This is a genomic window from Methylomagnum ishizawai (assembly GCF_900155475.1).
Taxonomy (GTDB): Bacteria; Pseudomonadota; Gammaproteobacteria; order Methylococcales; family Methylococcaceae; genus Methylomagnum; species Methylomagnum ishizawai_A.
The window spans coordinates 4587247-4610074 of sequence record NZ_FXAM01000001.1 but is presented as its reverse complement, the minus strand read 5'-3'; the positions used below and the strand labels follow the sequence as shown (position 1 = coordinate 4610074).

Below are 22828 nucleotides of genomic sequence, written 5' to 3'. Positions count from 1 at the left end.
CCCGGTGCCGCGCCCTGCGGTGCCGGGGCCGTTTCCCGCCGATTTGCCTACCGCGCCTCCCGCGCCGCCGCGATCCCCCGCCGCCCCGCCCATAGCCCAATATCCTCGCGCCGGATCGCCGCCGCCATCAGTTCCGGGAACAGGTCCGGCGTACAGGCGAAGGACGGCACGCCCAGCGCGGCCAATTGGGCGGCGAGCCGATGGTCGTAGACCGGCGCACCTTCGTCGCTCAAGGCCAACAGCGTGATGAACTGCACGCCCGAATCCACTAATTCCGCCGCTCGCCGCAACAACTGCTGGGCCACGCCGCCTTCGATCAAATCCGAGATCAACACTAGGATGGTGTTGTGCGGCTCGCGCACCAAGCCCTGGCAATAGCCGATGGCGCGGTTGATATCGGTGCCGCCACCCAATTGCACCCCGAACAGCAATTCCACCGGATCGTCGAGTTGGTCGCTCAAATCCACCACGGCGGTATCGAACACCACCAGCCGGGTCTGCACGGCGGGCAAGGACGCCAGCACCGCGCCGAAGATGCTGGAATACACCACCGACGCCGCCATCGAGCCGCTCTGATCGATGCACAGGATCACCTCGCGCTGGGTGCGGCGCGATTTGCGGCCATAGCCGATCAAGGTTTCGGGGATGACCGTGCGGTATTCCGCCTGCCAATGGCGCAGGTTGGCGCGGATCGTCCGGTGCCAGTCGATTTCGGCCAGCCGCGGGCGGCGGTTGCGCTCGGCGCGGTTGAGCGCTCCGCTGACGGCGCTGCGCATGGGTTCTTCCAGCCGTTTCATCAGGGCTTCGACCACTTTGCGCACCACCAGCCGCGCCGTCTCGCGGGTTTTGGCCGGAATCACCCGGTTGAGCGAAATCAGGCTGGCGACCAGATGCACATCGGGCTGTACCGCTTCCAGCATTTCCGGCTGCAACAGCATGTCGCGCAGTTTCAGGCGGTCCAGGGCGTCCTTCTGCATGACCTGGACCACCGAGGCCGGGAAGTATTTGCGGATATCGCCCAGCCAGCGGGCGACCCTGGGCGCGGAGGATTCGCTGCCGCCGCGGCGCTCGCCGCGCAAGCCGCCCGGCCCGTCGGGGTCGTACAACGCCGCGAGGGCTTGGTCGATGGCGGCATCGTCGCCGGTGAGGCCGACACCACAGCTTTCCTGGGCGGGGCCGCCGAGTATCAAGCGCCAGCGGCGCAAACGCGGATCGTCGTATTGGCTCATGCGGAAAGTCCCAATAAAGTTCGCAACAAGGGCAGGGGCCATTCGGCCCGCCGCCCGTCCCATTCGGCCGCCACCACCGGCGCGGCGCGGCGCGCGCCGCCCGCGGCCTTTTCGCCGAGTTGCCGCCGCTCGGCGGGATTGAACTCGGCGAAGGTGCGCCGCACCAAGGGCAGCACGCGCTGGAACTGGGTTTCGTCCAATTCCGCCACCCAAGCATCCACCAAGCGCCACAGCGTGTCGTCGTGCAACAGGACCAGGGCGCTTTGGTTGAGGAAACCGTCCAGCCACGCGGCGGCGGCGGCGGGTTCCGGGCCGATGGAGAGGGCTTGGCTCAGGTAACGCGCCGTGGTGTCCGGGGGGTCGGCCCGCTCGTCGAAGCGCAGCCGCGCCGCCAGTCCGCGTACCCAACCATGCCCGCCGTCCTGCCGCGCCAGTCCGGCCAGGGCCGAGAGCCAAGCTTCCTGCGGTTCCTCCCCGGCGGCGAGGCGGATCGCCGGATGGGCCTGGGCGATCCGCGCCTGCATGTTTTCTGCCGCCTCGTCGTCCAGCGCGGCGCACGCCCCGGACAGGCCGATGGCGGCGCGTAAGGCCATGCCGTCCAGCACGGGCCGCACCAAACCGGCCCCGGTGCCGCGCACATCGCCATAGCGCACGATATTGGCCAAGGGCGGCAGGGCGTCCAGCAATTGGGCGGCATCGGCGGCGATGGCGGCTTGGGTTTCCAGGGCGGCGACCACGGTGCCTACGGCGGCGGGCAAATCGGCCAGCAGCACCGCGTCCACCAACAGCGCCAGTTCCGCCAACGGGGGATTATCCCTGGCGCGGGTCACGGCCTTGGTGGTGGCGGCCTCCATCACGGTATTGCCGAAACGGCCCGCCGCGACTACATCCAGGGCCAGTTCCGGTTTCCATTGCAGGGTCCACACCTCGTGGAAAGTACCCTTGGCCCCGTAGCCCTGGTTTTGTCGCCGACCCCAGCCGATTCCTAACAGGTTGAGCCGATGCAGCAAGCGGCTCCGCGCCAAGTCGTTGGGCTGGCGCAAATCCAGGTCCAGGGTTTTTTGCAAGGCTTCGGGCTTGAGCCGCAAGCGGGTTTGCTCGCGTTCCAAATCGCGCTGCAAGGGCGGGGCCGGGGCGTCGGCGGGCACCCGGCCCAAGCGCTCGCCGACGATCAAGCGCCGCTGGATCAAGCGCATCGGGGTATCGTCGCCCAGGCAGACCACGGTGCGGAGGGCTTCGGCCAGTTCGTCCAAGCCGGGCGAGGGCCGGTCGCGCAAGGCCGCCAAGGCTTCGGCCAGCCGCGCCGCCTCCACCAGATGGGCCGAGGAACAATCCAAATCTTCCGCCCGGAACAGGCCCGCCGCCTTGGCGAACCAGGCCAGCATGCCCCGGTGGCGGTCAGGATAGCGCCACAGGTGTTCATACCAGCCGGGGGATTCCACCCCGGCCCCGTAGCCGCTGGCATAGCTCAACTGGCCGTTGCTCCACGGCACCCAGGCGGCGGCGGTCTTGACCTTGGGCAGGGCTTTGAGCAGGGCGTTGTCGTCCTTGAGCGGCGGCATCTTTTCGAGCGCCGGGACGTGCCAGGCACCACAGACCACGGCGATGCGCTCGAAACCGTCCTTCCGCGCCTGCCGCAGGCATTTACGCATCTGGGCTTCGCGCAGGCGTTCGCGGCGTCCATGTAATGAGGCGGGATCGGATTCGGGCAGTTCGCCGCGCAGCGCCGTCATGGCTTCGCGGATGGCGGTGAACAAACCCTCGCCGTCGCCGCGTTCCTCGACCCTATGGTTCCACCAGGATTCGCCGTCGCCATAACCGGCGGCGCGACCCAGCCAGTCCAAAGGGTCGTGGCGCTGGGCCAGGAAGGATTCCGGGTCGGGCCCTACGGCAAGCTCCGGCGTGGCACCGTCCACCTCCAAGGCCGTGGGCGGCGGGGATTCGGACCCGGCCTCGCGCCGGTCCAGGGCGAAATCCACGGCGCAAGGCAGGTCGATGAAGCGCACCGCAATCCCCTGGGCCAGCCCATAGCGCAGGGCTTGCCATTCCGGGGAAAACTCGGCGTAGGGATAGAACGTGGCCAAGCCGGGATCGTCCGGGCAATGCACCAGCAAAGCCACCGGCGGTTCCATCCCGGCGTCGGCGACGAAGCGGAGCAGGTCTTCGCCCTCGGGCGGACCTTCGATCAAGAGGCAATCGGGGCGTAGCTCATCAAGGGCGCGGACCAGGCTGCGGGCGCAGCCGGGACCGTGATGGCGGATGCCGAAGTAATGGGATTCGGTCATGGGATGGGGGTCCTCTGCTGTTCGGGGATATGGCCCAAGTCCGTGGCGGTGGAATCATTCGCGCCATATAGTCGGTCCAAGCGCGGGAATCCGCCAGCGTCCGCGGCAATATTTCGGCCCTTGGCGGATAGTGCCGATTTGCCGGAAGATAGTTCGTCGATCCGGCGGAATCCACGCATCGCGATAGGCGGCGCGCAATGTCCCCATGTTAAACCCTGGGCCGATCCCACCCGGAAAGCACGCTACAGCGGTAATCGACCGGATTGGCCGGGGCGTCCGCTCGCCGACGGCCCGAAGCGAACCAGCCCAAGCCCACCCCATGGAGGCGCGGCAATGTTGATTTTCGATCTATCCCGGAAGGGCCGGACCGCCCAGGCCCACATCCCAACGGCATCCACCCCGCCCGCCATCCCCGCGAGCTTCCTGCGGACCTGTCCACCGTTCTTGCCGGAAGTCTCCGAACTCGACGCCGTGCGCCATTACACGAAGCTGTCGCAGCGCAATTTCTCCATCGACACCCAGTTTTATCCGCTGGGTTCTTGCACCATGAAATACAACCCCAAGGCTTGCCACACGCTCGCCAGCCTGCCGGAATTCCTGGAGGTCCATCCGCACGGGCTGGAATGGGCCGGGCAGGGTACCTTGGCCTGTTTGTACGAGCTACAGGATATTCTCGCCGCCGCGACCGGCATGGCGGCGGTGGCGCTGGCCCCGGCGGCGGGGGCGCAGGGCGAATTCGCCGGGGTGGCGATGATCCGGGCCTATCACCGCCAGCGCGGCGATTTTAGCCGGGATGAGATGCTGGTGCCGGATGCGGCCCATGGCACCAATCCGGCCTCGGCGGCGATGGGGGGGTTCAAGCTCAGGGAAATTCCCACCGACGGCGCGGGCCATGTGGACCTGGACGCGCTGCGGGTGGCGGTGGGTCCGCGCACGGCGGGCATCATGCTCACCAATCCCTCGACCCTGGGCGTGTTCGAGCGCAATATCGGGCTGATCGCCGCTATCGTCCATGACGCGGGCGGCTTGCTCTATTACGACGGGGCCAATCTGAACGCCATCCTGGGCAAGGTCCGGCCCGGCGATATGGGTTTCGATGTCATCCACCTCAACCTGCACAAGACCTTCGCCACGCCCCATGGCGGCGGCGGTCCCGGTGCCGGGCCGGTCGGCGTAGGGGAACGGCTGCGGCCCTTCCTGCCCTTGCCGGTGGTGGCGCGGCAGGATGGACGCTACCGCCTGTTGGATGAGGCCGACCGGCCCCAGAGCATTGGGCGCTTGCTGGCGTTCGCGGGCAATATCGGCGTGTTGCTACGGGCCTATATCTACGCCCGGATGCTGGGCGGGGCCGGGATGCGGCGGGTGGCGGAAATCGCCACGCTGAACGCCAATTACCTGATGAAAAAGCTGGTCGAAGCCGGGTTCGAGCCGGCTTTCCCCGGTCGCCGCGCCGTCCACGAATTCATCCTGACCCTCAAAACGCTGGCGAAGGCGCGCCAGGTCTCGGCCTACGATGTCGCCAAGCGCCTGCTGGATTATGGTTTCCATGCGCCGACGGTGTATTTCCCGCTGCTGATCCCGGAGTGCCTGTTGATCGAACCCACCGAGACCGAGAGCCGGGAAACCCTCGACGCCTTCGCCGCCGCCCTGGCTGCGATCCTCAAGGAAGCCGAAACCACCCCGGAAATCCTCAAGGGCGCACCTTATACCCTGCCGGTGCGGCGGTTGGACGAAGTGAACGCGGCCCGCCATCCCGATTTGGCCTATCGCCCCGGCCCGGCGCGATAGTGGCCCGCCGCTGAATGGTGGAAAATGCCGCCCAGCGGGCCGAGCTTTCCGGCCCTTTCGCCTTCCCTCCCCACCACCGGCAAAAACCACCATGGCAGGACAATCCTTCTCCGGCATCCGCCGGATTTACGCGGCTTTCTTCAATTCGCTGGCGGGCTTCCGCGCGGCTTGGGATCACGAGGAGGCGTTCCGCCAGGAATGCCTCTTGTGCTTGGTGGGCGTGCCTTTGGGGCTATGGTTGGGCCAGACCGGAATAGAACGCGCCCTCCTGGCCGGCGTGCTGCTGAACGTGCTGGTGGTGGAATTGCTGAATTCCGCCCTGGAAGCCACCGTGGACCGCATCGGCTACGAGCGCCATACCTTGTCGGGCCGGGCCAAGGACATCGGTTCCGCGGCGGTGTTCCTGGCGTTGGCGCTGGCGGCGCTGGTGTGGTTGCTGGTTTTGATGCGCTAGGGCATAGTCCCCGCATCCGCCCCAGGGCGCGACCGTTTCCATTTCAACCCAAGGAAAAAACCACAATGACGGCATTAATCTGCGGTTCCATGGCCTACGACACCATCATGGTGTTCCAGGACAAATTCAAGCACCACATCCTGCCGGAGCAGGTGCATATCCTCAACGTGTCCTTCCTGGTGCCGGAATTACGGCGCGAGTACGGCGGTTGCGCGGGCAATATCGCCTATAACCTCAAACTGTTGGGGGCCGAGCCGCTGATCATGGCGACCGTGGGCAAGGATTTCACCCCGTATGCGCAATGGCTGGCCTACTGCGGCATCGGCCAGGATTTCATCAAGGTGCTGGGCGACAACTACACCGCCCAGGCCTATATCACCACCGACCTGGACGACAACCAGATCACCGCCTTCCATCCCGGCGCGATGAACCATGCCCACCTCAATTCGGTGCCCACCGACCGGGGCATCCGCTTGGGGATCGTATCGCCGGATGGCCGCAACGGCATGATCCAGCACGCCCGGCAATTCGACGAGGCCGGGATTCCCTTCATTTTCGATCCGGGCCAGGGCATGCCGATGTTTGATGGCCAGGAGCTATTGGATTTCGTGGAATTGGCGACTTGGGTCGCGCTCAACGATTACGAGGCCCAACTCATGCGCGAGCGCACTGGCCTGTCCCCGGAAGAACTGGCCCGGAAGGTCGAGGCACTCATCATCACCAAGGGGGCGAGCGGCTCTTTGATCTACACCGGCGGGGAATGCCTGGAAATCCCCTCGGCCAAGCCCAACGCCGCCTTCGATCCCACCGGCTGCGGCGACGCCTACCGGGCCGGCTTGATCTACGGGCTGTTGCAAGGCTTGGATTGGCCGACCACGGGCCGCATCGCCTCGCTGATGGGAGCCATCAAGGTGGAAACCTACGGCACCCAGAACCACTCCTTCACCCTGGCGGGCTTCAAGGAGCGCTACCACGAGAATTTCGGCCACGCTTTTTAGGCCATTTGCGCCGCTGGATACGGGCGGACGCGGGCGACGGGGCTTTGCGGCCCCGGCCCGTGGCTTCGTGCAAGAGCAGGGCGCAGAGGATCAATCCCGTGCCCTGCATCACCCTCCAGCCCACCGGCTCGCCATCGATGGCATGGCCCACCCACAGCGACAGGACCGGCGTCATCAGGGTAATCAAGGCCACGCGGGTGGCGGGCAGATGCTTGAGGATGTAGAAGTACAGGGCGAAACCGATCGTCGTCGCCACCGTGCCCAGGTACAAGATGGCGAGCAGACTGGGCCAGGGCAGGGCCTCCGGCCAGCGGCCATCGGCCAAAGCCCAGGTCAGGAGATAGGCGGGTACGGCCAGCGCGAGGCTGCCGCCCAGCAAGGACAGGGTGGGAATCCGCGCGTCGATGCGCTTGAGCCACACCGAACACAGCGCTTGCAGGAAGGATGCCAGCAACACCCCGCCGATCCCCAGTTCCGCCTCCGGCCCGAAAGCCAGCGCCGAATCGAACATCACCGCCAAGCCCCCGAGCCCCAGGCCGTAGGCTAGCAATTGCCCCGGCGTCAAGCCATGGTCTTTCAGCCACAGCGCTGCCATCAACGCGGTCAGCAAGGGCGTCAGCCCGAACACCACCGAAATCCAGCCCGAGGGGATGAACTGCGAAGACCAATAGGTCGCCAGCATCGCGCCGTAGATTTGCGTGGCCCCGGCGGCATAGGCCCACAGCGCCTTGCGGTGCGCGGGCAGGCGGTGGCGCAGGACCAGCGCCGCCAGCAGCACACACAGGAAACCGATGCCCATCCGGGCCGTGACGCCGAACAGATAGCCCGGCCCTTGCCCGCTCCATTTGATGGCGAGCGGCGTGGTGGACCAGAGCAGGATGACGCTGAGGTAGGCGGCGGTGAGGTGCGGGCGGGACGGGGTGGTAGATGCGGTTTCCACCCTAACGATCCACCGCCGCCGCCAAGGCCGCGAGCGCCGCCGCATCGGCCAGCCGGTGTTCATAACCCACAGTGACGAGGGCGGTTTCCGGGACGAGGCCGCTATTCGCGAGCAATTCTAGGGTGTCGGCGTAGGGGATGACCTCGTCGGCCAAGGCGTGCAGGATCAGCGTGCCGGGTTTCACGGTGTGGGCCGTGCCCCAGCGTTTCCAGGCCGGGCACAGCAGGACCAGGGGAATTTCCCCGGCCCGGAGGTTCATCGCCAGCGCCCCGCCCCGGCTGGAACCCACGATCAGCGCGGGCCGGTGTTGTTCCAGCGCGGTTTGGGCGATACGCAGGGCAAGGTCGAAATCGTCGTGGGGCAGGGCCGGTTCGATGAGTTCGTGGCCCAGCGCTTGGAGATGGCTGGGCTTGACGCCGCCGGGCACCGATTGCCAGCCGTGCAGGTAGAGGATTTTCATTGGGACAGCCTCGCTGGGGGCAAAGGCCGGGATTATCGGTGGTGCCGCCGCGTTCGGCCAGGGTGTTTTCGATGTCGTAAGGCTAACCCTCGACTTCCCGGCAAGCCCGGTACAAATCCTTCCATTCCGACCGTTCCTTCACCACGGTTTCCAGGTATTCCTTCCACACCAAGGCGTCCTGCACCGGGTCTTTGATGATGGCCCCGGTGAGCCCCGCCGCCACGTCCGCCGCCCGCAGCACGCCGTCGCCGAAATGCCCGGCCAAGGCCATGCCGCTGTTGATGACCGAAATCGCCTCCGCCGTGCTGAGGGTGGCGCTGGGGGATTTCAGCTTGGTTTTGCCGTCCTCGGTCTGGCCGTTCCTGAGTTCGCGGAAGATTTGCACCACGCGGCGCACTTCCTTGAGCGCGGGCGGTTCGGTGGGCAGTTCCAGGGCGCGGCCCAGTTCCGCCACCCGCTTGGTGACGATGGCGACTTCCTCGTCCTCGCTGGCCGGGGTCGGCAGGATCACCGTATTGAAACGGCGCTTCAAGGCACTGGACAGTTCGTTCACGCCCTTGTCGCGGTTGTTGGCGGTGGCGATGACGTTGAAGCCGCGCACCGCCTGTACTTCGCTCCCGAGTTCGGGGATGGGCAGGGTTTTCTCGGACAGCATGGTGATGAGGGTGTCCTGCACATCGGCGGGGATGCGGGTCAATTCCTCGATGCGGGCGATGCGCCCGGTTTCCATGGCCCGCATCAAGGGGCTTTGCACCAGGGCTTGCGGCGACGGCCCTTCGGCCAGCAGGCGGGCGTAGTTCCAGCCGTAGCGCATTTGTTCTTCGCTGGTGCCCGCCGTGCCCTGGATCAACAGGGTGGAATTGCCGGCGATGGCGGCGGCGAGATGCTCCGACACCCAGGATTTGGCCGTGCCCGGCACCCCGAACAACAGCAGGGCGCGGTCGGTGGCGAGGGTCGAGACCGCGATTTCGATGATGCGGCGCTGGCCGATGTATTTGGGCGCGATCTCGAAGCCGTTGTCGAGCTTGCCGCCCAGCAGATAGGTCGAGACCGCCCAGGGCGAGAGTTCCCAGTTGGGCGGGCGCTGGCGGGTATCGACGCGGCGCAGTTGGTCCAGTTCCTCGGCGTATTGGTGTTCGGCGTGCTGGCGCAGGATTTCGCTCATGGATCGGCACTCGCTAATAAGGGATGTTGATGCAGCAGGGCGCGGCGTTCCAAAACGGCATGGAACCGCGCCACGGTTTCGGTCAGGGAGGGATGGACATCCTTACAGTCCAGGGGCCGGGTGGCTTCGATGGTCTCGAATAATTCGGGCGGGATCAGGCAGGCGAATTGCGGCAGGGTTTCGCGCAGCCGGTAATCCCAGGTGGCTTCGCGCCGCGCCAGATAATCCGCCACCTGCCCCAGCGCGGCCTGGGCGAATTCGGCGGACACCGCCCCGCTATCCAGCGGCAGGGATTCGCAGGCCAAGGCCAGGCCGGCTCCTGCGTTCTCGCGGGCCATGAGGTCGAGCCAGAGGTGTTCGCAGGCGTGCGGCGGCAGGTGGCGCAGGAAGCGGCGGTAATCGTAGTGGACACCCTTGGGCGGTTTACGGGCGAGGAAGGCTTCCAGCCAGAGCGCGGCGGCGCTGGTTTCCGCCGCGTCCAGCCAGCCGCGCCAGAGGGCGTTGCGCCATTCGCTTTTGAGTCCCCATTCCAATATGTCCGCCGCCGTGAGTTCCAGGCGGGTTTCCCACCAGGCCAGCGGGGTATTCCGGGTCAATTGGTACAGCCACCACGCCCGTTGGCCCAGGGCTTCGCCTTTGGGCGGGGATTCTTCCAGGGCGTCGGCTTTCCAGTCGAGGCCGGAGGTTTCCGGGGGTTCCACCGTCCACACCGTCCGCAGTAGCTTCCGGGTCTGGCCTAGGCAGGCATCCAGCCGCGCCGCCATGCGCCGGGCGTAGGCGCTGTCGGGTAGCCGCACCAGCAAGGCGGCGGCGGCGATGCGGACTTCCTTGGCGCGGTCCTTCAAGGTGGTTTCCAAGGTGGCTTCGTCGTCCGGGCCGAGTCCTACCGCCAGTTCCATGAGCAGGGCGGCGCGTTCCTTGGCCCCCAATTCCGGCAAGGCTTGGAGATAGAGTTCGCGGCCCCGGCCCGGATCGTCGGATCGGCAGTGGCGGAGATAGGCGGCGCGTTGCTCCAGGGTGCCGGTTTCCCAGAGGGCGATATCCCTATCCGGGCCGACGGGACCGACGGCATAGGCCCAAGCGGGGTTCAGTCCCGCCAACCATGGGCCGCGCTGGCCGAGCGTGGCCTGCAAACAGGGACGCAAGGCGCGGTTGCGGCGACCGAGTTCCAACACCTCTGGCAATAGGCGCTCCGGCCAGCGCGCACCGGCCCCGGCCAAGCGGCGCAGGGCCTCGGCCTGCAAGCGTTCAGGACCGTCGGCCAGGATCGCGGCCAAGGCGGCGGCGAGCGGCGGGTCTTGGGCGGCGGGTAGGGTTTCGGGTGGGCAGGGTGGCGCACTGTTCCGTCCGTGCGTGGGCGGACAATAACCGGCGGCACCGCACACCGCCAGCACCCCGGCGACACCGAGCAAGGCCGAGGCCGGGTCGGTCCGTTGTTGGATTAATTCATGTAGGGTCGCGCCCACCGCGCCCCCGGTGTCGGGCCAGACCGGCGCTTGCCGCGCCACGCCGACCACGGCTTGCGCCGCCAAGGTTTCCAAGCCAGACATCAGCGCTGTCCTCCACTCCAAACCAAGTCCGGTGCCCAGGCGCTCAGGGGCAGCAGTTTTTCGCCGTCCCATTCGCCGAATACCCCCATGGGCATCCCCCCGGACAAGGCCAGCCAGCGCCAACCCTCGTCATCCGCCAAGGCTACGGGTAGGCGTCCGCCCTCTGCCGTATATAAAGCCCATCCGTTGTCATCGAACCCCGGCACGGCGGCGGGTACCGCCAATGGCCAAGGGCTTTGCCAGGGATTGGCGGCGATGCCTTCCGCCAACGTGGTCCATTCGTCTTCGAGGGTTTGTGCCGGGACGCGGGCGGAGCCTTCGGCTTCCGGTCCCGCAACGATCAAAGCGCGGCTGGGCCGGGAACCGGGATAATAGGCCAGGGTCAGGCGCAAGGCCGAGCCGACTAGGAAAGGCTGGGCGAACACCGGATTGCCATGGGCGAAATCCAACAGCAAGGCGCGGCGTCCCGTTTCCCGCCCGCGCAACCAGACCCGCCGCTCCCACAGCCGTTCGTTTTCCTCGATCTGGCAACCCAGCACATCCCACAGGTCGGTACAGCGCTCGCCCTGGGCCAGCACTTCATCCTTGTCCAAGGGCCAGCCCAGCGCGGCGCGGACATCGGCCTGGACCGGGGGCGGCAAGTCGGCGAAGCGGTCGAAAGCATCCAACAACAGGGCGAGCCGACCCATCGCGGCCAGGAGCCGTGTGGGCCAATCGCCGCCAGTCCCGGCGATTTCGCCGAGCTTCCGCACCCGGAAGGCGAGGCCGGGGGCTTGGGCATCGACCATCCGCGCCGCCAAGGCCCGCCAATCGGTCTTGGGATCGGCCAGATTGCCGATGCCTTGCCGGACTTGATCTTCCAGCCAGCGCCGCAATTCCGCAGCCCCCGCCGCCATGCGTTCCAGGCGCTTGGTTTCGCGTTTGGCGGTGGTGGCCGGATCGGCGGCTGGGGTGGTGGCGGGTTCCGTTGCCTGGGCTTTTTTCTCTTCTTGCCGCGCTGCCCGTTGTTGGCGGGAAGCCAGCCATTCCGCCACCCAGGCCGGTGGCTCGGCGGTGGCGATGGCGTCGGGTTTGCGGGCTTGCAGTAGCAGCAAGGCCAAGCCGTGCTTGCAGGGGAATTTGCGGCTGGGGCAGGTGCAGCGGAAGACGGGCCCGCCGCCCAGGTCGATTTGCACTTGATAGGGTTTGGAACCGCTGCCCTGGCATTCGCCCCATAGGGCGTTCCCGGATTGGCCCAGCGTGGGCCATTTGGCGGGCATGGCCAAACCTTGTCCGGCTTTGGCCGAGGCGGCGTCGGGGGCGAGTTGCAGGACTTGTTCGGGGGTCAACAACATGTTCCGCGCTCATGGGGTGGAAGATTATCGCCGGTTTCCAAGCGGAACTTGGAAGCCGACGATAGGCAAGCCTACCGGGCCTGTGGCTTTCTTGCCAGCACGGTTAGACGCTATGGCGCCACCTGGTCCACCGTCACCGCGTAGTGGCCGTCGTTCTCCGGGGCGAGCGGTGCGGTCTGGCCCTGGAGATCGCCGGGGCTGGGCGTGGGCTTGCCGCTTTTGGAAATCCGCGCCCCAATCACCACCTGCTCGAACGACGATAGATTCATACCCTGCATCATGGCCATGGAATCGTCCAGCACCACCTCCAGCGGCAAATCCCCGGCCCGCTTTTTGACCACGGCCAGCGGCATGGGCGGGCCTTGGGCGGCGCGGGCGAACACGAACAAGGCATCGTCCGGCGCGGCCCGCTCCTTGAAACCTTCGGCCAGCTTGACCTGGACATGGATGCGCTTGCCGGGCGCTGGGGTCTGGGTGGGCGGAGCGGTTGCGGCGGGGGTGGGCAAGCCCTGGACCTCGGCCAGATAGCGGTCGATTTGGCGGGCTTCCTCGCTTTGCGGCGGGAATTGGGCCTTGAGCCGGGTCCAGTAGTCCACGGCTTTGGGGATGTCTTTGCGCTGGGCGGCGGCGATGCCCGCCATCCATAACGCGCCCTTGTGCTGGGGGTCTTGCTTCAGTACCGCCTCGACCAACTCGGTCGGCTTGCCTTCCAGCACGCCTTGGCTGGCCCCGGCCAGGGCTTCGGCGTAATAGGCTTTGAGGTCGAGGTTGTCGGGGGCCAGCTTCATGGCGTACTCGAAGGCCGTGACGGCCTTGTCGGGCTGGTTCACGATCAACAGCGAGCGGCCCAACATGGTCCAGCCTTCCAGGTCGTTGGGATTCTGCTTGAGCCGCTCGGCCAGGCGCTGGATGCTGTCTTCCAGGCCGGGCGGGGTATTGGGCTGGGCTTGGGCCTGCATCTGGGCCGGGGCCAGTCCCAGCAAATCGGGCCGTCCCAGCGAGAAATACGCCAGCAAGCCGACCAAAGGCAAGGCGATCAGCGTCACCGCCAACGCGAGGCGCCCGCCTTGGGCTTCCGCCGGGGCGTGGGGGTGTCCCGCCATTTCCAAATCGTCCAACAGGCTGCGTTCCGATTCGGCATCCAGCTTGCGCCAATCCTCGGCGTCGGCGGTTTCCCGCGCCAATTCCTGTTGCCGGTGCCGATGCAATAACAGGTTGAGCTTGGCCCGGTCGGCCCCGCCGCCGCCGGTCTTGCCGGTCAGGGCGGGCAGGAAAAACGTATAGCCCAGCAGCAGCAGCAAGGCCGCCGCGATCCAAAATTCAATCATGCCTGTGGTTCCTATCATGCCGCGCCGGGTCGGCGGGGTGGAAATCAGCCTTCGAGGTTCTTCTTGAGCCGCTCCAGGCGCTGGCGCTCTTCGTCGGTCAGTTCCAACCGGGCCAAGGGGGGGCGCTGGCGGTTGTGTTTCCACAGGAACAGCGCCACCGCCAGCAGGATCAACACCGGCCCGGTCCAGAGCAACAAGGTGATGGGCTTGACCGGCGGACGGTATAGCACGAAATCGCCGTAGCGGTCGGTGAGGAAGCGCACCGCTTCTTCTTCGCTCTTGCCGCTTTGGATGATGCCGTAGACCTCGTCGCGCAAATCCTTGGCGAGATCGGCGTCGGAATCGGCCAGCGATTGGTTTTGGCACACCAGGCAGCGCAGTTCCTCGATCAGGTTCTCATAACGGCGCTGTTTGGCGGGGTCGTCGAATTGGCGGACTTCGACCGCCAGGGCGGAGCCGGCGAAAAGGCCCGCGAGGAACAACAGGATGAAGCGGATCATGGGGAGCCTTGCAGTTGGCGAACAGGGGACGACCGGGTCGAACAGGTCATGAGGGGGAACTTTGCAACCGGCGGATCAGGGGAAGCAGGGTATTTTCCAGGATTTCCGGGGTGATGGGTCCGGTGAATTTGTGGCGGATGATCCCGGCCTTATCGACGACGAAGGTTTCCGGCACGCCGTACACGCCCCAGTCGATGCCGGTCTTGCCATCGGCGTCGAAGGCGCTGGCGGTGTAGGGGTTGCCGTAGTGGTCCAGCCAGCCCAGGGCGTCCTCGCGCTGGTCCTTGTAGTTGAGCCCATAGATCGGCACCACATGGCGGTTGGCCAGTTCCACCAGCACCGGATGCTCTTGGCGGCAGGAGACGCACCAGGAGGCCCAGACATTGACCAAGGCCACCTGTCCCTTGAAATCGGCGGGGGCCAGGGTTTTCTGGGCGTCGGCGACCTGGGGCAGGGTGAAGGCCGGGGCGGGCTTGCCGATGAAGGGCGAAGGCACTTCCCTGGGGTCGAGGGTCAGGCCGATGGCGAGGAAGATCACCATCACGAAGAAGACGGCGAGGGGGATGAGGAAGCGCATGGTGGGAAAATCCGGGAGGGAACAGCATCGGCGGGACCGCCCCGCCGATGCCCGCCATTATCGCATGGGCTTAATGGGTTTGAGCGTGGACCAGGGCGTTCAACAGGGCGCCGGATTCGATATTGTCCAGCACTTTCTGTAAAGCCTGGCGGTTTTTGACATTCACCACCAAGGGTGCGCCGATAGCGCCGTGGATGCCGGGCTGGTCGGCTTTTTTGTAGAGGACGAGCAAAATCTGGGCGTCCTCGGGCTGTTCCAGGCCGATCAAGGCGGCTTCGCGGTCGTCCAAGGCGAAGTCGTAATGGATGCCGAAACGGACGGGATCGGCCACCGACAGGCTGAGGTCGGGGCGGTCCGCCGATTGCAACCAATATACGAGTTCCTCGCCGCCTTCTTCATGGAATAGCTTGAAGCTCGTGCAATCCTCGAAGCCGATGATACCTTCGGGGAAATGGATGAGGGTGTCGGGGTCGATGGGTTGTTCGCCGAAAGCCAGGGTGGGTAGGGCTTGCATGGGGGGCTCCTGGGTTTGGGGGAGGAAAGGCGCGGTGGGCCGGAGTGGCCCTACCGGGAAGTTTATACCGGGATGGGGAAAGGCTTGTTCCCAAGCGGATTGGGGAACACGTAGTCCCGTATATGGGATGTCGAGTCCATCAGGGAAGGCGGCAAGCTCCCCTGGTCGGTGTCATCCAGGGGTAAGAGGTTTTGACTCATGGATAAAGCTCCTGCACAAAGGGTGGATGGGAGGTTGCGCGGAGTTTCGTGTGTGGGCAAGCCGGGCGGGACTTGGGGGCGGCACGGCGGCTTGTATCCGGGGTCCGGGGGCGGACGCTGGAAATTTTAAAGCTGGCTTTGGTCTTGGTCCACAAGCGTCCAAAGCCAGCTTTGGACTCAGGCTCGGGGCGTGAAGGGCTGTCGAGCGGCGAAAACTTCAAATCACCGCGTCGAACAACTCCAACTGCGGTGGTCCCAAATAGATGCCCTTGGCCGCGCCCGCCCCGGCATGCGCCTTGCGGAACGCCTCGGAACGGGTCCAAGCCTCGAACGCCTCCCGCGATTCCCAGACCGAATGCGAGGCGAACAAACTGTATTCCTCGGTGGCCGGTCCTTGCAGCAAATGGAATTCCTTGAATCCCGGCACGCCGTCGAGGTAAGACTCGCGTTGCCGCCAAATCTCGATGAACTCCTCCGCCTTGCCGGGCGCGATCCTGAAACGATTCATGGCGATGAACAACATAACTAGCTCCTAAGGGATTAACGGCGCTGGGCCGGGATTTGGGGCCGCTCGCCATATTTGCGGGCGGCTTGGTCGCAGAAGGCCTGGACCATGGACCCGGCGACTTCCTTGAGGAAACCGCCGAAGGCCATGCCCAACAAGGCATTGGCGAATTCGTAATCGAGCCGGAACGTGGTCTCGCAACCGCCCGCAGTCAAAGGCTCGAACCGCCAGACCCCGCGCAGTTGCTTGAACGGCCCTTCGACCAACTTCATGTGAATACCCCGGCCTTCCTCCATGCTGTTCTCGGTGGTGAAGGACAGTTTGATCTTGCCCTTGGAAAGGACCAGTGTGGCCTTGAGGCGGGTCGGTGTCTTGGAAATCAGCTTCACCGCCGAACACATGGGGACGTAGCTGGGATAGGACTCGACATCGTTGACCAACTCGTACATTTCCGTGGCCGTGTAATTCACGCACACGCTGGTGGAGACGTTCGCCATACCGGCTAACCTGCTATTGCTCTGGAAGGAAATCCGCCGTGGCGGGCCGCCACGGGTGGCGCGGACTCTAGCTTGAATCCCACCGGGACTCAACCGCCCATGGACCGGGTTGGGTTTTCGAGCAAGCCCTTGAGATTCTGGACGGTGCGTTCGGCCCCTTCCTGCACGGCGAGCCGGATCAATTGCTCGAAGGGCCGCATATAGAGTTCCAGTTCCGGCAACTCGAAGGTGAACGCGACCTGGGTAGCCGCGTCCGGGCCGGCCTGCCGCAATTCGTAGGCGCAGTGGAAGGCGTTGGACACGCCGCTGAAGGCGATGCGCCGGTTGGGTTGGAGATCGGTCACGGCGAAGGTGGATTCGGTGCGGTGGCCGCGGTCCACCCGGACCTGCCAGGCCATGGAGCCGACCTGCACCGGGCCGGTGGACAGCGGCTTCAATTCGACCACCTCGGGCGACCACTTGGGGTAGTTGCTGAAAAAATCCTCGCCGATGAAATGGAACACATCCACCACGGGCTTTTTGATGACCGTGCTGGCTTTCGCCACCACCGGCTGTTTCGCGCCAAACAACATCGCTTTCTCCTTTGGACTGATGCCTACCGAAATCTTTTGACCCGCCCACCCGCAATGCCTCCGCCGGGTCCGCTCAAGGCACATAGGTATCGACCCCCGCCAGCAGCAAATCATATTGGGCCTCGACGATGTCCTTCGCCACCGTGGCGGGCGCGCCACCCACCACATTGGGTTCGAGGCCGATCCAGCCCACCGCGTCTTCCGGTCCCAGGCTGACGACATAGCCCAAATCGCGATGCAAATAAGGTTCCAGCAGCCGCACCGGGCTGGCGTGGCGCAGGAGGTTGCGGGCCGCCAGCCGGCCTTTGCGGAGGGCGGTCTGGGCGCTCAAGGCGTTGGAACCCGGCGGGCGGTAACGCGAGCAATCCCCGGCGGTATAGAGGCGTTCCAACACCGCGCCGCCGCTCACGATCTGGCCGAACCGATTGGCCTCCCAGCGCTGGACCGGGTGATTGCCCAGGAACAACAGCGTCAGGTCTGAAGCCAATGCCAGCGGTTCGCCGGAAACGCTGGCGCGGAGTTTGAGGACGCCGTCGGCCTGCCCCTGGAAGAATTGGCCGGGGTGGTAATCGATGCCGAGATCAGCCAGGCGGGCCTGCACGTAACGGCCCAACTCGGGCCGGAATTGGCCGAGCGGGGCGGGGTTGGCGTCCACCAGCCGCAAACGGCAGGCGCTGCGCTGCCGCTGGAGGTAATGGGCGATCTCGAACAGGAATTGGATGCCGGTCGCGCCCGCGCCCACCACGGTCAGATAGCCGCTCCGGGTTTCGATGGCGTCGCGGTAGAGGTCGATCAAGCCGGAGCCGGTTTCGGCGCTGAAATCGTCCAGGTCCAGGGTTTCCGGGCTTTTTTCCAGCTTGGGGTAACTGCCGCCAGTGGCGATCAAGAGATAATCGAAGTCCAGCGCCCGGCCCGCGACCGTCAAGGCACGATCGGTATTCCATTGCAACAAGGCCAGTTCGTCGATAGGCAGCGCGGCCTGGACATGGCGGAAGCCGAAGCGTTGGCCCAAGGCGGCGAACGGCACCTGGAACTCGGCCAGCGGTCGGCGGAAGCTTTCATGGAGATGGGTGATTTTGAGATGGTGGGGGCGGGGGTCGATCAGGACGAGATCGGCGTCCGGGCGCTGTGTCCTGAGGGCCGATAAAGCTGCCAAGCCCGCATAGCCGCCGCCCGCGACCACGACCCGCAAGCGCCGCCTGCCTGGAATATAAAAAGGCATGAGCATGGTGATCCGTTCCGGTTTCGGCGTGGGTTGAGAATTCCGTTGCTGGGATAGACCGCCCGTGGTGGGGGAAAATTCAGCGTAAGCCCGGCCCGCTTTCTGAGATAATGCGCCCCCATGTCCGTCACCCGTCCATCGCATCGCCCCATGACCGGGACTCTCCCCGCCCTCGAAGCCCACCGACTCGAATGCCTGCGCGGCGATATCCCGCTGTTTTCGGGGCTGAGTTTCGGCGTCGCGCCCGGTCAGATCATGCAGGTCGAAGGGGCCAACGGCAGCGGTAAAACCAGCCTGCTCCGCATCCTGGCCGGGCTGAGTCCCCCGCACGAAGGCGAAGTGCGCTGGCGCGGCACCCGCATCGCCCACCGGCGCGCGGCCTTCTTGGCGGAAATCGGCTATCTCGGCCATCATCTGGGCTTGAAAGCCGAACTCTCGGTAGGCGAAAACCTGCGTTTCGCCTTCGCCCTGAACGGCTTGGACCTGGACCCGCAAAAACTGGAGCAAGCCCTGGACCAAGTGGGCCTCCTGGACCGGATGGATTTGCCGGTCCGCGCCCTCTCCGCCGGGCAGCGGCAGCGGGTGGCGCTGGCCCGGCTGGTGTCGTCCCCGGCGGCGTTGTGGATACTCGACGAACCGTTCACCGCGCTGGATGTCGGCGGCATCGCCCTAGTCCAGCGCCTGCTCGAACACCATGCCGCCCGCGGCGGCCTCGCGGTCCTCACTTCCCATCAAGCGGTCGAGCTACGCGGCGGCTTGGTCAAACTGACCTTGGCATGAACGAACTTCTCCGCGCCTTCCTGGCCCTGCTACAGCGGGATTTGCTCCTGGCGTTCCGGCACCGGGGTGAATTGGTCAATCCCTTGCTGTTCTTCATGATCGTGGTGACGCTGTTCCCTTTGGGCGTCAGCCCGGAGGAAGCCTTGCTGCGCAAAATCGCGCCGGGCGTGATCTGGATCGCGGCCCTGTTGGCGGCGCTGTTCTCGCTGGAAAACATGTTCCGCTCCGATTTCGACGACGGCGCTCTGGAGCAAATCGCCCTCAGCCCGCATCCCTTGGCGGTGCTGGTGCTGGCCAAGGTGTTGGCGCATTGGCTGGTGAGCGGCCTGCCCATGTTGCTGATGGCCCCGCTGTTGGCGCTGTTCCTGGCCCTGCCCACTCCGGCGGTTTACGCCCTGGAAATCACCCTCCTGGTCGGCACGCCGTTGTTGAGCTTGATCGGGGCCATCGGCGTGGCTTTGACAGTGGGCCTCAGGCGCGGCGGGGTGTTGCTGACCTTGTTGGTGCTGCCCTTGTATATCCCGGTCCTGATTTTCGCCACCAATGCCGTCGCCGCCGCCGCCGCCGGGATGCCGGTGGAGGGGCAGCTTTATTTCCTGGGCGCTTTGCTGGTCTTGGCGCTCACCCTTGCGCCGCTGGCGACCGCCGCCGCGCTGCGCATCAGCCTGAGTTGACACCATGTGGAACACTATCTGGTTGTTTTTCCATAAACTGGCCTCGCCCAAGCATTTCTACCGCATCTCCGGGAAACTCGTCCCCTGGTTGGGCGGCATCACCTTGATCTTCATGCTGGCGGGGCTTTATCTCGGCCTGTTCGTGGCCCCGCCCGATTACCAGCAGGGACAGAGCTATCGCATCATGTTCGTGCATGTGCCGAGCGCCTGGATGTCGATGTTCATCTATACCTTCATGGCGGTCCTGAGCGCCATCCACCTGATTTGGAACATCAAGCTGGCCGATGTGATGGTGCGCGGCTCGGCGGCCCTGGGGGCGTCGTTCACCTTCCTGGCCTTGGTGACGGGTTCCCTATGGGGCAAGCCGATGTGGGGGGCGTGGTGGGTATGGGATGCGCGGCTGACTTCGGAGCTGATCCTCCTGTTCTTGTACCTGGGTTATATCGCCCTGGTTTCGGCCATCGAGGAGCCGCGTTCGGCGGCGCGGGCCGGGGGGGTGTTGATCCTGGTCGGCGTGGTGAACATCCCGATCATCCATTATTCGGTGGAATGGTGGAACACCTTGCACCAAGGCCCGACCGTGACCAAATTTGACAAGCCCTCCATCCATCCCAGCATGTTGTGGCCCTTGTTGCTGATGGCGCTGGCGTTCCAGTTCTACTATTTCACGGTGGCGCTGATGCGGGCCAGGGCCGAGGTGCTGGACCGGGAGCGGCGCAGCGCCTGGGCGCAGGACGTGGTGGAAGGTGCATAAAAAAAACCCGGTGGGGCGAACCCACCGGGTTTTTTTAAATCTTTCGCGCGGGGCGAACGATTACTTCATGGCGCCTTTACGGAAGCCGCGGTCCAGCTTGTCGTTGATCGCCTGTTCAGCGCGTTGAGCGGCGGCAGCGGCCTTGTTGGCGGCGGCTTCAGCAGCTTGGGCGGAGGACAGCGCTTCGTCGGCGGTGCTCTTCACGGAGGAAATTTCAGCCTTCAAGCCATCAACCTGGGTTTGCAGGTTGGTGATGTCGGACTTGCTGGCGCAGCCCACGGTCAGGCCGGCAGACAACAAAACTGCGGTCAACTTGATTGCTTTCATCATTGCTTCTTTCCTTTTTATTGGATTGGAAAATTTTACGGGACATCGCCGCCCGATAAGGCGACGAATGCCACTCAAGTTTTAGTTTGCCGGGAATCCGGCGCTCTTGCCACCATTATTTTTGCACAACTTAGCCAATTTTCACCAGCATGGCCCCGGTCCGGCCCGGTACCAGGGCGCGACTTCGCTGGCATGTCCTGGATGGCGGTAGTGTGGCGGCTCGCCGGAAAGGCCGATAGGCCAAAGATTACGGGCGGATCAGGCCCTATTGGACGGGGATTCCGGCTCCGTGGCGTGAAGTCCGGCCTGAAGTTAGGTGGCCCATCGTCGCGGGCTGGGTAGCAGTTTATTTCTTGACATTCCCAGGAGATTGCGCCCTTCCGCGTGACATCCCGCCACCGGCCAGCCCGGATTGCCCGGCCCGTTTCCGCGGTAAACTATCCCGGTCGCTTCAGCCAGCTCATCAGGATTACCTCCATGCAGATCGAAACCCGCAAAACCACACCTTATTCGGATCAAAAGCCTGGTACTTCGGGCTTGCGCAAAAAGGTCAAAGTCTTTACGCAGGAGAACTATCTAGAGAACTTCGTGCAATCGGTGTTCGATACCCTGGGTGATGTCGCCGGCCAGACCCTGGTGCTGGGCGGCGACGGACGCTATTTCAACCGCCAGGCCGCACAGACCATCATTAAGATGGCGGCGGCCAATGGCGTGGGACGGTTGTTGGTGGGGCAGGGTGGCCTGCTCTCGACCCCGGCGGCGTCCTGCCTGATTCGCAAATACAAAGCCCATGGCGGTTTCGTGCTGTCGGCCAGCCATAACCCCGGCGGTCCCGACGAGGATTTCGGTATCAAGTACAACGGCATCAACGGCGGCCCGGCCCCGGAAAGCCTCACCAACGCCGTCTATGCCCGCAGCCAGGCCATCACCGAATACAAGATCGCCGCGATCCCCGACCTGGACCTCGATACCTTGGGCGAAACCGCACTCGACGGCATAACCGTGGCCGTGGTCGATCCGGTCGGCGACTATGCCCAGTTGATGGAGCACCTGTTCGATTTCAGCCTGATCAAATCGGCCCTGACCACCGGGGCCATCAGCCTGTGTTTCGACGCCATGCATGCGATCACCGGCCCCTACGCCAAGCGCATCCTGGAAGACCGCCTGGGCGCGATGCCCGGCTCCGTGATAAACGGCGTGCCCTTGGAAGATTTCGGTGGTGGCCATCCCGACCCCAATTTGGTCTATGCCCACGAATTGGCGGCGCTCATGTATGGTCCTGGTGCCCCGACCCTGGGCGCGGCCTCGGACGGCGACGGCGACCGCAACATGATCATGGGCAGCAAGTTCTTCGTGACGCCCAGCGACAGCGTGGCGGTGATGGCGGCCAACGCCCATCTGCTGCCGGGCTATAAATCCGGCCTGCGCGGCGTGGCCCGCTCCATGCCGACCAGCCAGGCCGTGGACCGGGTGGCGGCGGCGATGGGTATCGATTGCTACGAAACCCCGACCGGCTGGAAATTCTTCGGCAACCTGTTGGATGCCCGCAAGATCACCTTGTGCGGCGAGGAAAGCTTCGGCACCGGCTCCGACCATGTGCGCGAGAAGGACGGGCTGTGGGCGGTGCTGTTCTGGCTGAATTTGGTGGCGGTGCGCAAGCAATCGGTGGCCGATATCGTCAAGGAGCATTGGAAGAAGTTCGGGCGCGATTATTATTCCCGCCACGACTACGAAGGCATGGATTTGGCGGCGGGCGAAGGCGTCATGGCCCATCTGCGCGGGCAATTGCCGGACCTGCCGGGGCGGAGCTTTGGGGCTTATAAGGTCGCCTTCGCCGACGACTTCAGCTACACCGATCCGGTGGACGGCAGCGTCAGCGATAAGCAGGGTATCCGCATCGGCTTCGATAACGGCTCGCGCATGGTCTTCCGCCTGTCCGGCACCGGCACCGAGGGCGCGACCTTGCGTATCTACCTGGAACGCTATGAACGCGACCCGGCGCTGCACAATCAGGATACCCAGGTGTTCCTGGCGGATTTGATCGCCCTGGCCGAGCAATTGGGTGGTGTGAAGCAGCGTTCGGGGATGGTGGCGCCTACGGTCATCACCTGAAGCGCGGTCGGTTCGGATTGAAAAAAAGCCCGGCAGGTTGTTATGGCCCACCGGGCTTTTCCT

At 64.9% G+C, this 22828-nt stretch carries 23 protein-coding genes; 7 read left to right on the top strand and 16 right to left on the bottom strand.

Translation table 11 applies throughout. From position 1 onward, the window contains the following. Positions 1-47 precede the first annotated feature (47 nt). Both B9N93_RS20755 and B9N93_RS20750 read right to left on the bottom strand, forming a co-directional pair. The gene (locus B9N93_RS20755; RefSeq protein WP_085216103.1) at positions 48-1229 is read right to left on the bottom strand and encodes a VWA domain-containing protein; all 1182 of its coding nucleotides are present in this window, start codon (positions 1227-1229) and stop codon (positions 48-50) included. Then, positions 1226-3514: a DUF5682 family protein gene (locus B9N93_RS20750; RefSeq protein WP_085216102.1), complete on the bottom strand. Its 2289-nt coding sequence runs from the start codon at positions 3512-3514 to the stop codon at positions 1226-1228. Before B9N93_RS20750 ends, B9N93_RS20755 begins: the two co-directional genes overlap by 4 nt. 333 nt (positions 3515-3847) lie before the next feature. On the opposite strand from B9N93_RS20750, the gene gcvPB reads away from it, so the two are divergent. The 3 genes from gcvPB (at position 3848) to B9N93_RS20735 (ending at position 6754) form a co-directional block, all read left to right on the top strand. After that, positions 3848-5302, top strand: a complete 1455-nt coding sequence (gene gcvPB, locus B9N93_RS20745; RefSeq protein WP_085216101.1) for an aminomethyl-transferring glycine dehydrogenase subunit GcvPB — start codon at positions 3848-3850, stop codon at positions 5300-5302. Between the two features lie 91 nt (positions 5303-5393). Beyond that, positions 5394-5756, top strand: a complete 363-nt coding sequence (locus B9N93_RS20740) for a diacylglycerol kinase (RefSeq protein WP_085216100.1) — start codon at positions 5394-5396, stop codon at positions 5754-5756. A gap of 65 nt (positions 5757-5821) precedes the next feature. Further along, positions 5822-6754 carry a carbohydrate kinase family protein gene (locus B9N93_RS20735; protein ID WP_085216099.1) on the top strand — a complete coding sequence of 311 codons (933 nt, stop codon included), beginning with the start codon at positions 5822-5824 and terminating at the stop codon, positions 6752-6754. Here B9N93_RS20735 and B9N93_RS20730 read toward each other — a convergent pair. The 13 genes from B9N93_RS20730 to B9N93_RS20670 all read right to left on the bottom strand — a co-directional run bounded on the left by B9N93_RS20730 (position 6714) and on the right by B9N93_RS20670 (position 18124). Continuing rightward, positions 6714-7694, bottom strand: a complete 981-nt coding sequence (locus tag B9N93_RS20730; protein ID WP_254899448.1) for a DMT family transporter — start codon at positions 7692-7694, stop codon at positions 6714-6716. The two genes, B9N93_RS20735 and B9N93_RS20730, sit on opposite strands and share 41 nt — an antisense overlap. A 1-nt stretch (position 7695) precedes the next feature. Then, positions 7696-8154 carry a YqiA/YcfP family alpha/beta fold hydrolase gene (locus B9N93_RS20725; RefSeq protein ID WP_085216098.1) on the bottom strand — a complete coding sequence of 153 codons (459 nt, stop codon included), beginning with the start codon at positions 8152-8154 and terminating at the stop codon, positions 7696-7698. Between the two features lie 82 nt (positions 8155-8236). Next, positions 8237-9319, bottom strand: a complete 1083-nt coding sequence (locus tag B9N93_RS20720; protein WP_085216097.1) for an ATP-binding protein — start codon at positions 9317-9319, stop codon at positions 8237-8239. Continuing rightward, entirely contained in the window at positions 9316-10869 is a 1554-nt protein-coding gene (locus B9N93_RS20715; protein WP_085216096.1) for a DUF5691 domain-containing protein, read from the bottom strand. The genes B9N93_RS20720 and B9N93_RS20715 overlap by 4 nt, the downstream gene beginning before the upstream one ends. Further along, on the bottom strand, positions 10869-12203 hold the full coding sequence (locus B9N93_RS20710; protein WP_085216095.1) for an SWIM zinc finger family protein: 1335 nt from the start codon (positions 12201-12203) through the stop codon (positions 10869-10871). The genes B9N93_RS20715 and B9N93_RS20710 overlap by 1 nt, the downstream gene beginning before the upstream one ends. Before the next feature lie 110 nt (positions 12204-12313). Beyond that, the gene (ccmI, locus tag B9N93_RS20705) at positions 12314-13531 is read right to left on the bottom strand and encodes a c-type cytochrome biogenesis protein CcmI (RefSeq protein ID WP_085216094.1); all 1218 of its coding nucleotides are present in this window, start codon (positions 13529-13531) and stop codon (positions 12314-12316) included. 44 nt (positions 13532-13575) lie between these two features. Further along, positions 13576-14031: a cytochrome c-type biogenesis protein gene (locus B9N93_RS20700; protein WP_176225357.1), complete on the bottom strand. Its 456-nt coding sequence runs from the start codon at positions 14029-14031 to the stop codon at positions 13576-13578. 46 nt (positions 14032-14077) lie between these two features. Continuing rightward, the gene (locus B9N93_RS20695; RefSeq protein WP_085216093.1) at positions 14078-14608 is read right to left on the bottom strand and encodes a DsbE family thiol:disulfide interchange protein; all 531 of its coding nucleotides are present in this window, start codon (positions 14606-14608) and stop codon (positions 14078-14080) included. 70 nt (positions 14609-14678) lie between these two features. Beyond that, positions 14679-15122 carry a flagellar assembly protein FliW gene (gene fliW / locus B9N93_RS20690; protein ID WP_085216092.1) on the bottom strand — a complete coding sequence of 148 codons (444 nt, stop codon included), beginning with the start codon at positions 15120-15122 and terminating at the stop codon, positions 14679-14681. Between the two features lie 417 nt (positions 15123-15539). Continuing rightward, positions 15540-15845: an antibiotic biosynthesis monooxygenase family protein gene (locus tag B9N93_RS20685; RefSeq protein ID WP_217807328.1), complete on the bottom strand. Its 306-nt coding sequence runs from the start codon at positions 15843-15845 to the stop codon at positions 15540-15542. A gap of 17 nt (positions 15846-15862) precedes the next feature. Next, complete coding sequence (locus tag B9N93_RS20680; protein ID WP_085216091.1) at positions 15863-16324, bottom strand: type II toxin-antitoxin system RatA family toxin; 462 nt, start codon at positions 16322-16324, stop codon at positions 15863-15865. An 89-nt stretch (positions 16325-16413) separates the two neighbouring features. Continuing rightward, complete coding sequence (locus tag B9N93_RS20675) at positions 16414-16896, bottom strand: SRPBCC family protein (RefSeq protein WP_085216090.1); 483 nt, start codon at positions 16894-16896, stop codon at positions 16414-16416. A gap of 73 nt (positions 16897-16969) precedes the next feature. Next, positions 16970-18124, bottom strand: coding sequence for an NAD(P)/FAD-dependent oxidoreductase (locus B9N93_RS20670; protein ID WP_085216089.1), 1155 nt, complete (start codon positions 18122-18124; stop codon positions 16970-16972). A gap of 144 nt (positions 18125-18268) precedes the next feature. On the opposite strand from B9N93_RS20670, the gene ccmA reads away from it, so the two are divergent. Genes ccmA through B9N93_RS20655 form a run of 3 tightly spaced genes read left to right on the top strand, consistent with a single transcriptional unit; the run spans position 18269 to position 20326 of the window. Further along, positions 18269-18898 carry a cytochrome c biogenesis heme-transporting ATPase CcmA gene (gene ccmA, locus B9N93_RS20665; RefSeq protein ID WP_085216088.1) on the top strand — a complete coding sequence of 210 codons (630 nt, stop codon included), beginning with the start codon at positions 18269-18271 and terminating at the stop codon, positions 18896-18898. Next, complete coding sequence (gene ccmB / locus B9N93_RS20660) at positions 18895-19572, top strand: heme exporter protein CcmB (protein WP_085216087.1); 678 nt, start codon at positions 18895-18897, stop codon at positions 19570-19572. Before ccmA ends, ccmB begins: the two co-directional genes overlap by 4 nt. A 4-nt stretch (positions 19573-19576) precedes the next feature. Beyond that, positions 19577-20326 (top strand): heme ABC transporter permease, encoded by a 750-nt coding sequence (locus tag B9N93_RS20655; RefSeq protein WP_176225356.1) that lies wholly within the window; start codon positions 19577-19579, stop codon positions 20324-20326. A gap of 60 nt (positions 20327-20386) precedes the next feature. On the opposite strand, the gene B9N93_RS20650 is transcribed toward B9N93_RS20655, so the two are convergent. Further along, on the bottom strand, positions 20387-20656 hold the full coding sequence (locus B9N93_RS20650; RefSeq protein WP_085216086.1) for an Lpp/OprI family alanine-zipper lipoprotein: 270 nt from the start codon (positions 20654-20656) through the stop codon (positions 20387-20389). A gap of 474 nt (positions 20657-21130) precedes the next feature. On the opposite strand from B9N93_RS20650, the gene B9N93_RS20645 reads away from it, so the two are divergent. Then, positions 21131-22765 carry an alpha-D-glucose phosphate-specific phosphoglucomutase gene (locus B9N93_RS20645; protein WP_085216085.1) on the top strand — a complete coding sequence of 545 codons (1635 nt, stop codon included), beginning with the start codon at positions 21131-21133 and terminating at the stop codon, positions 22763-22765. Positions 22766-22828 lie beyond the last annotated feature (63 nt).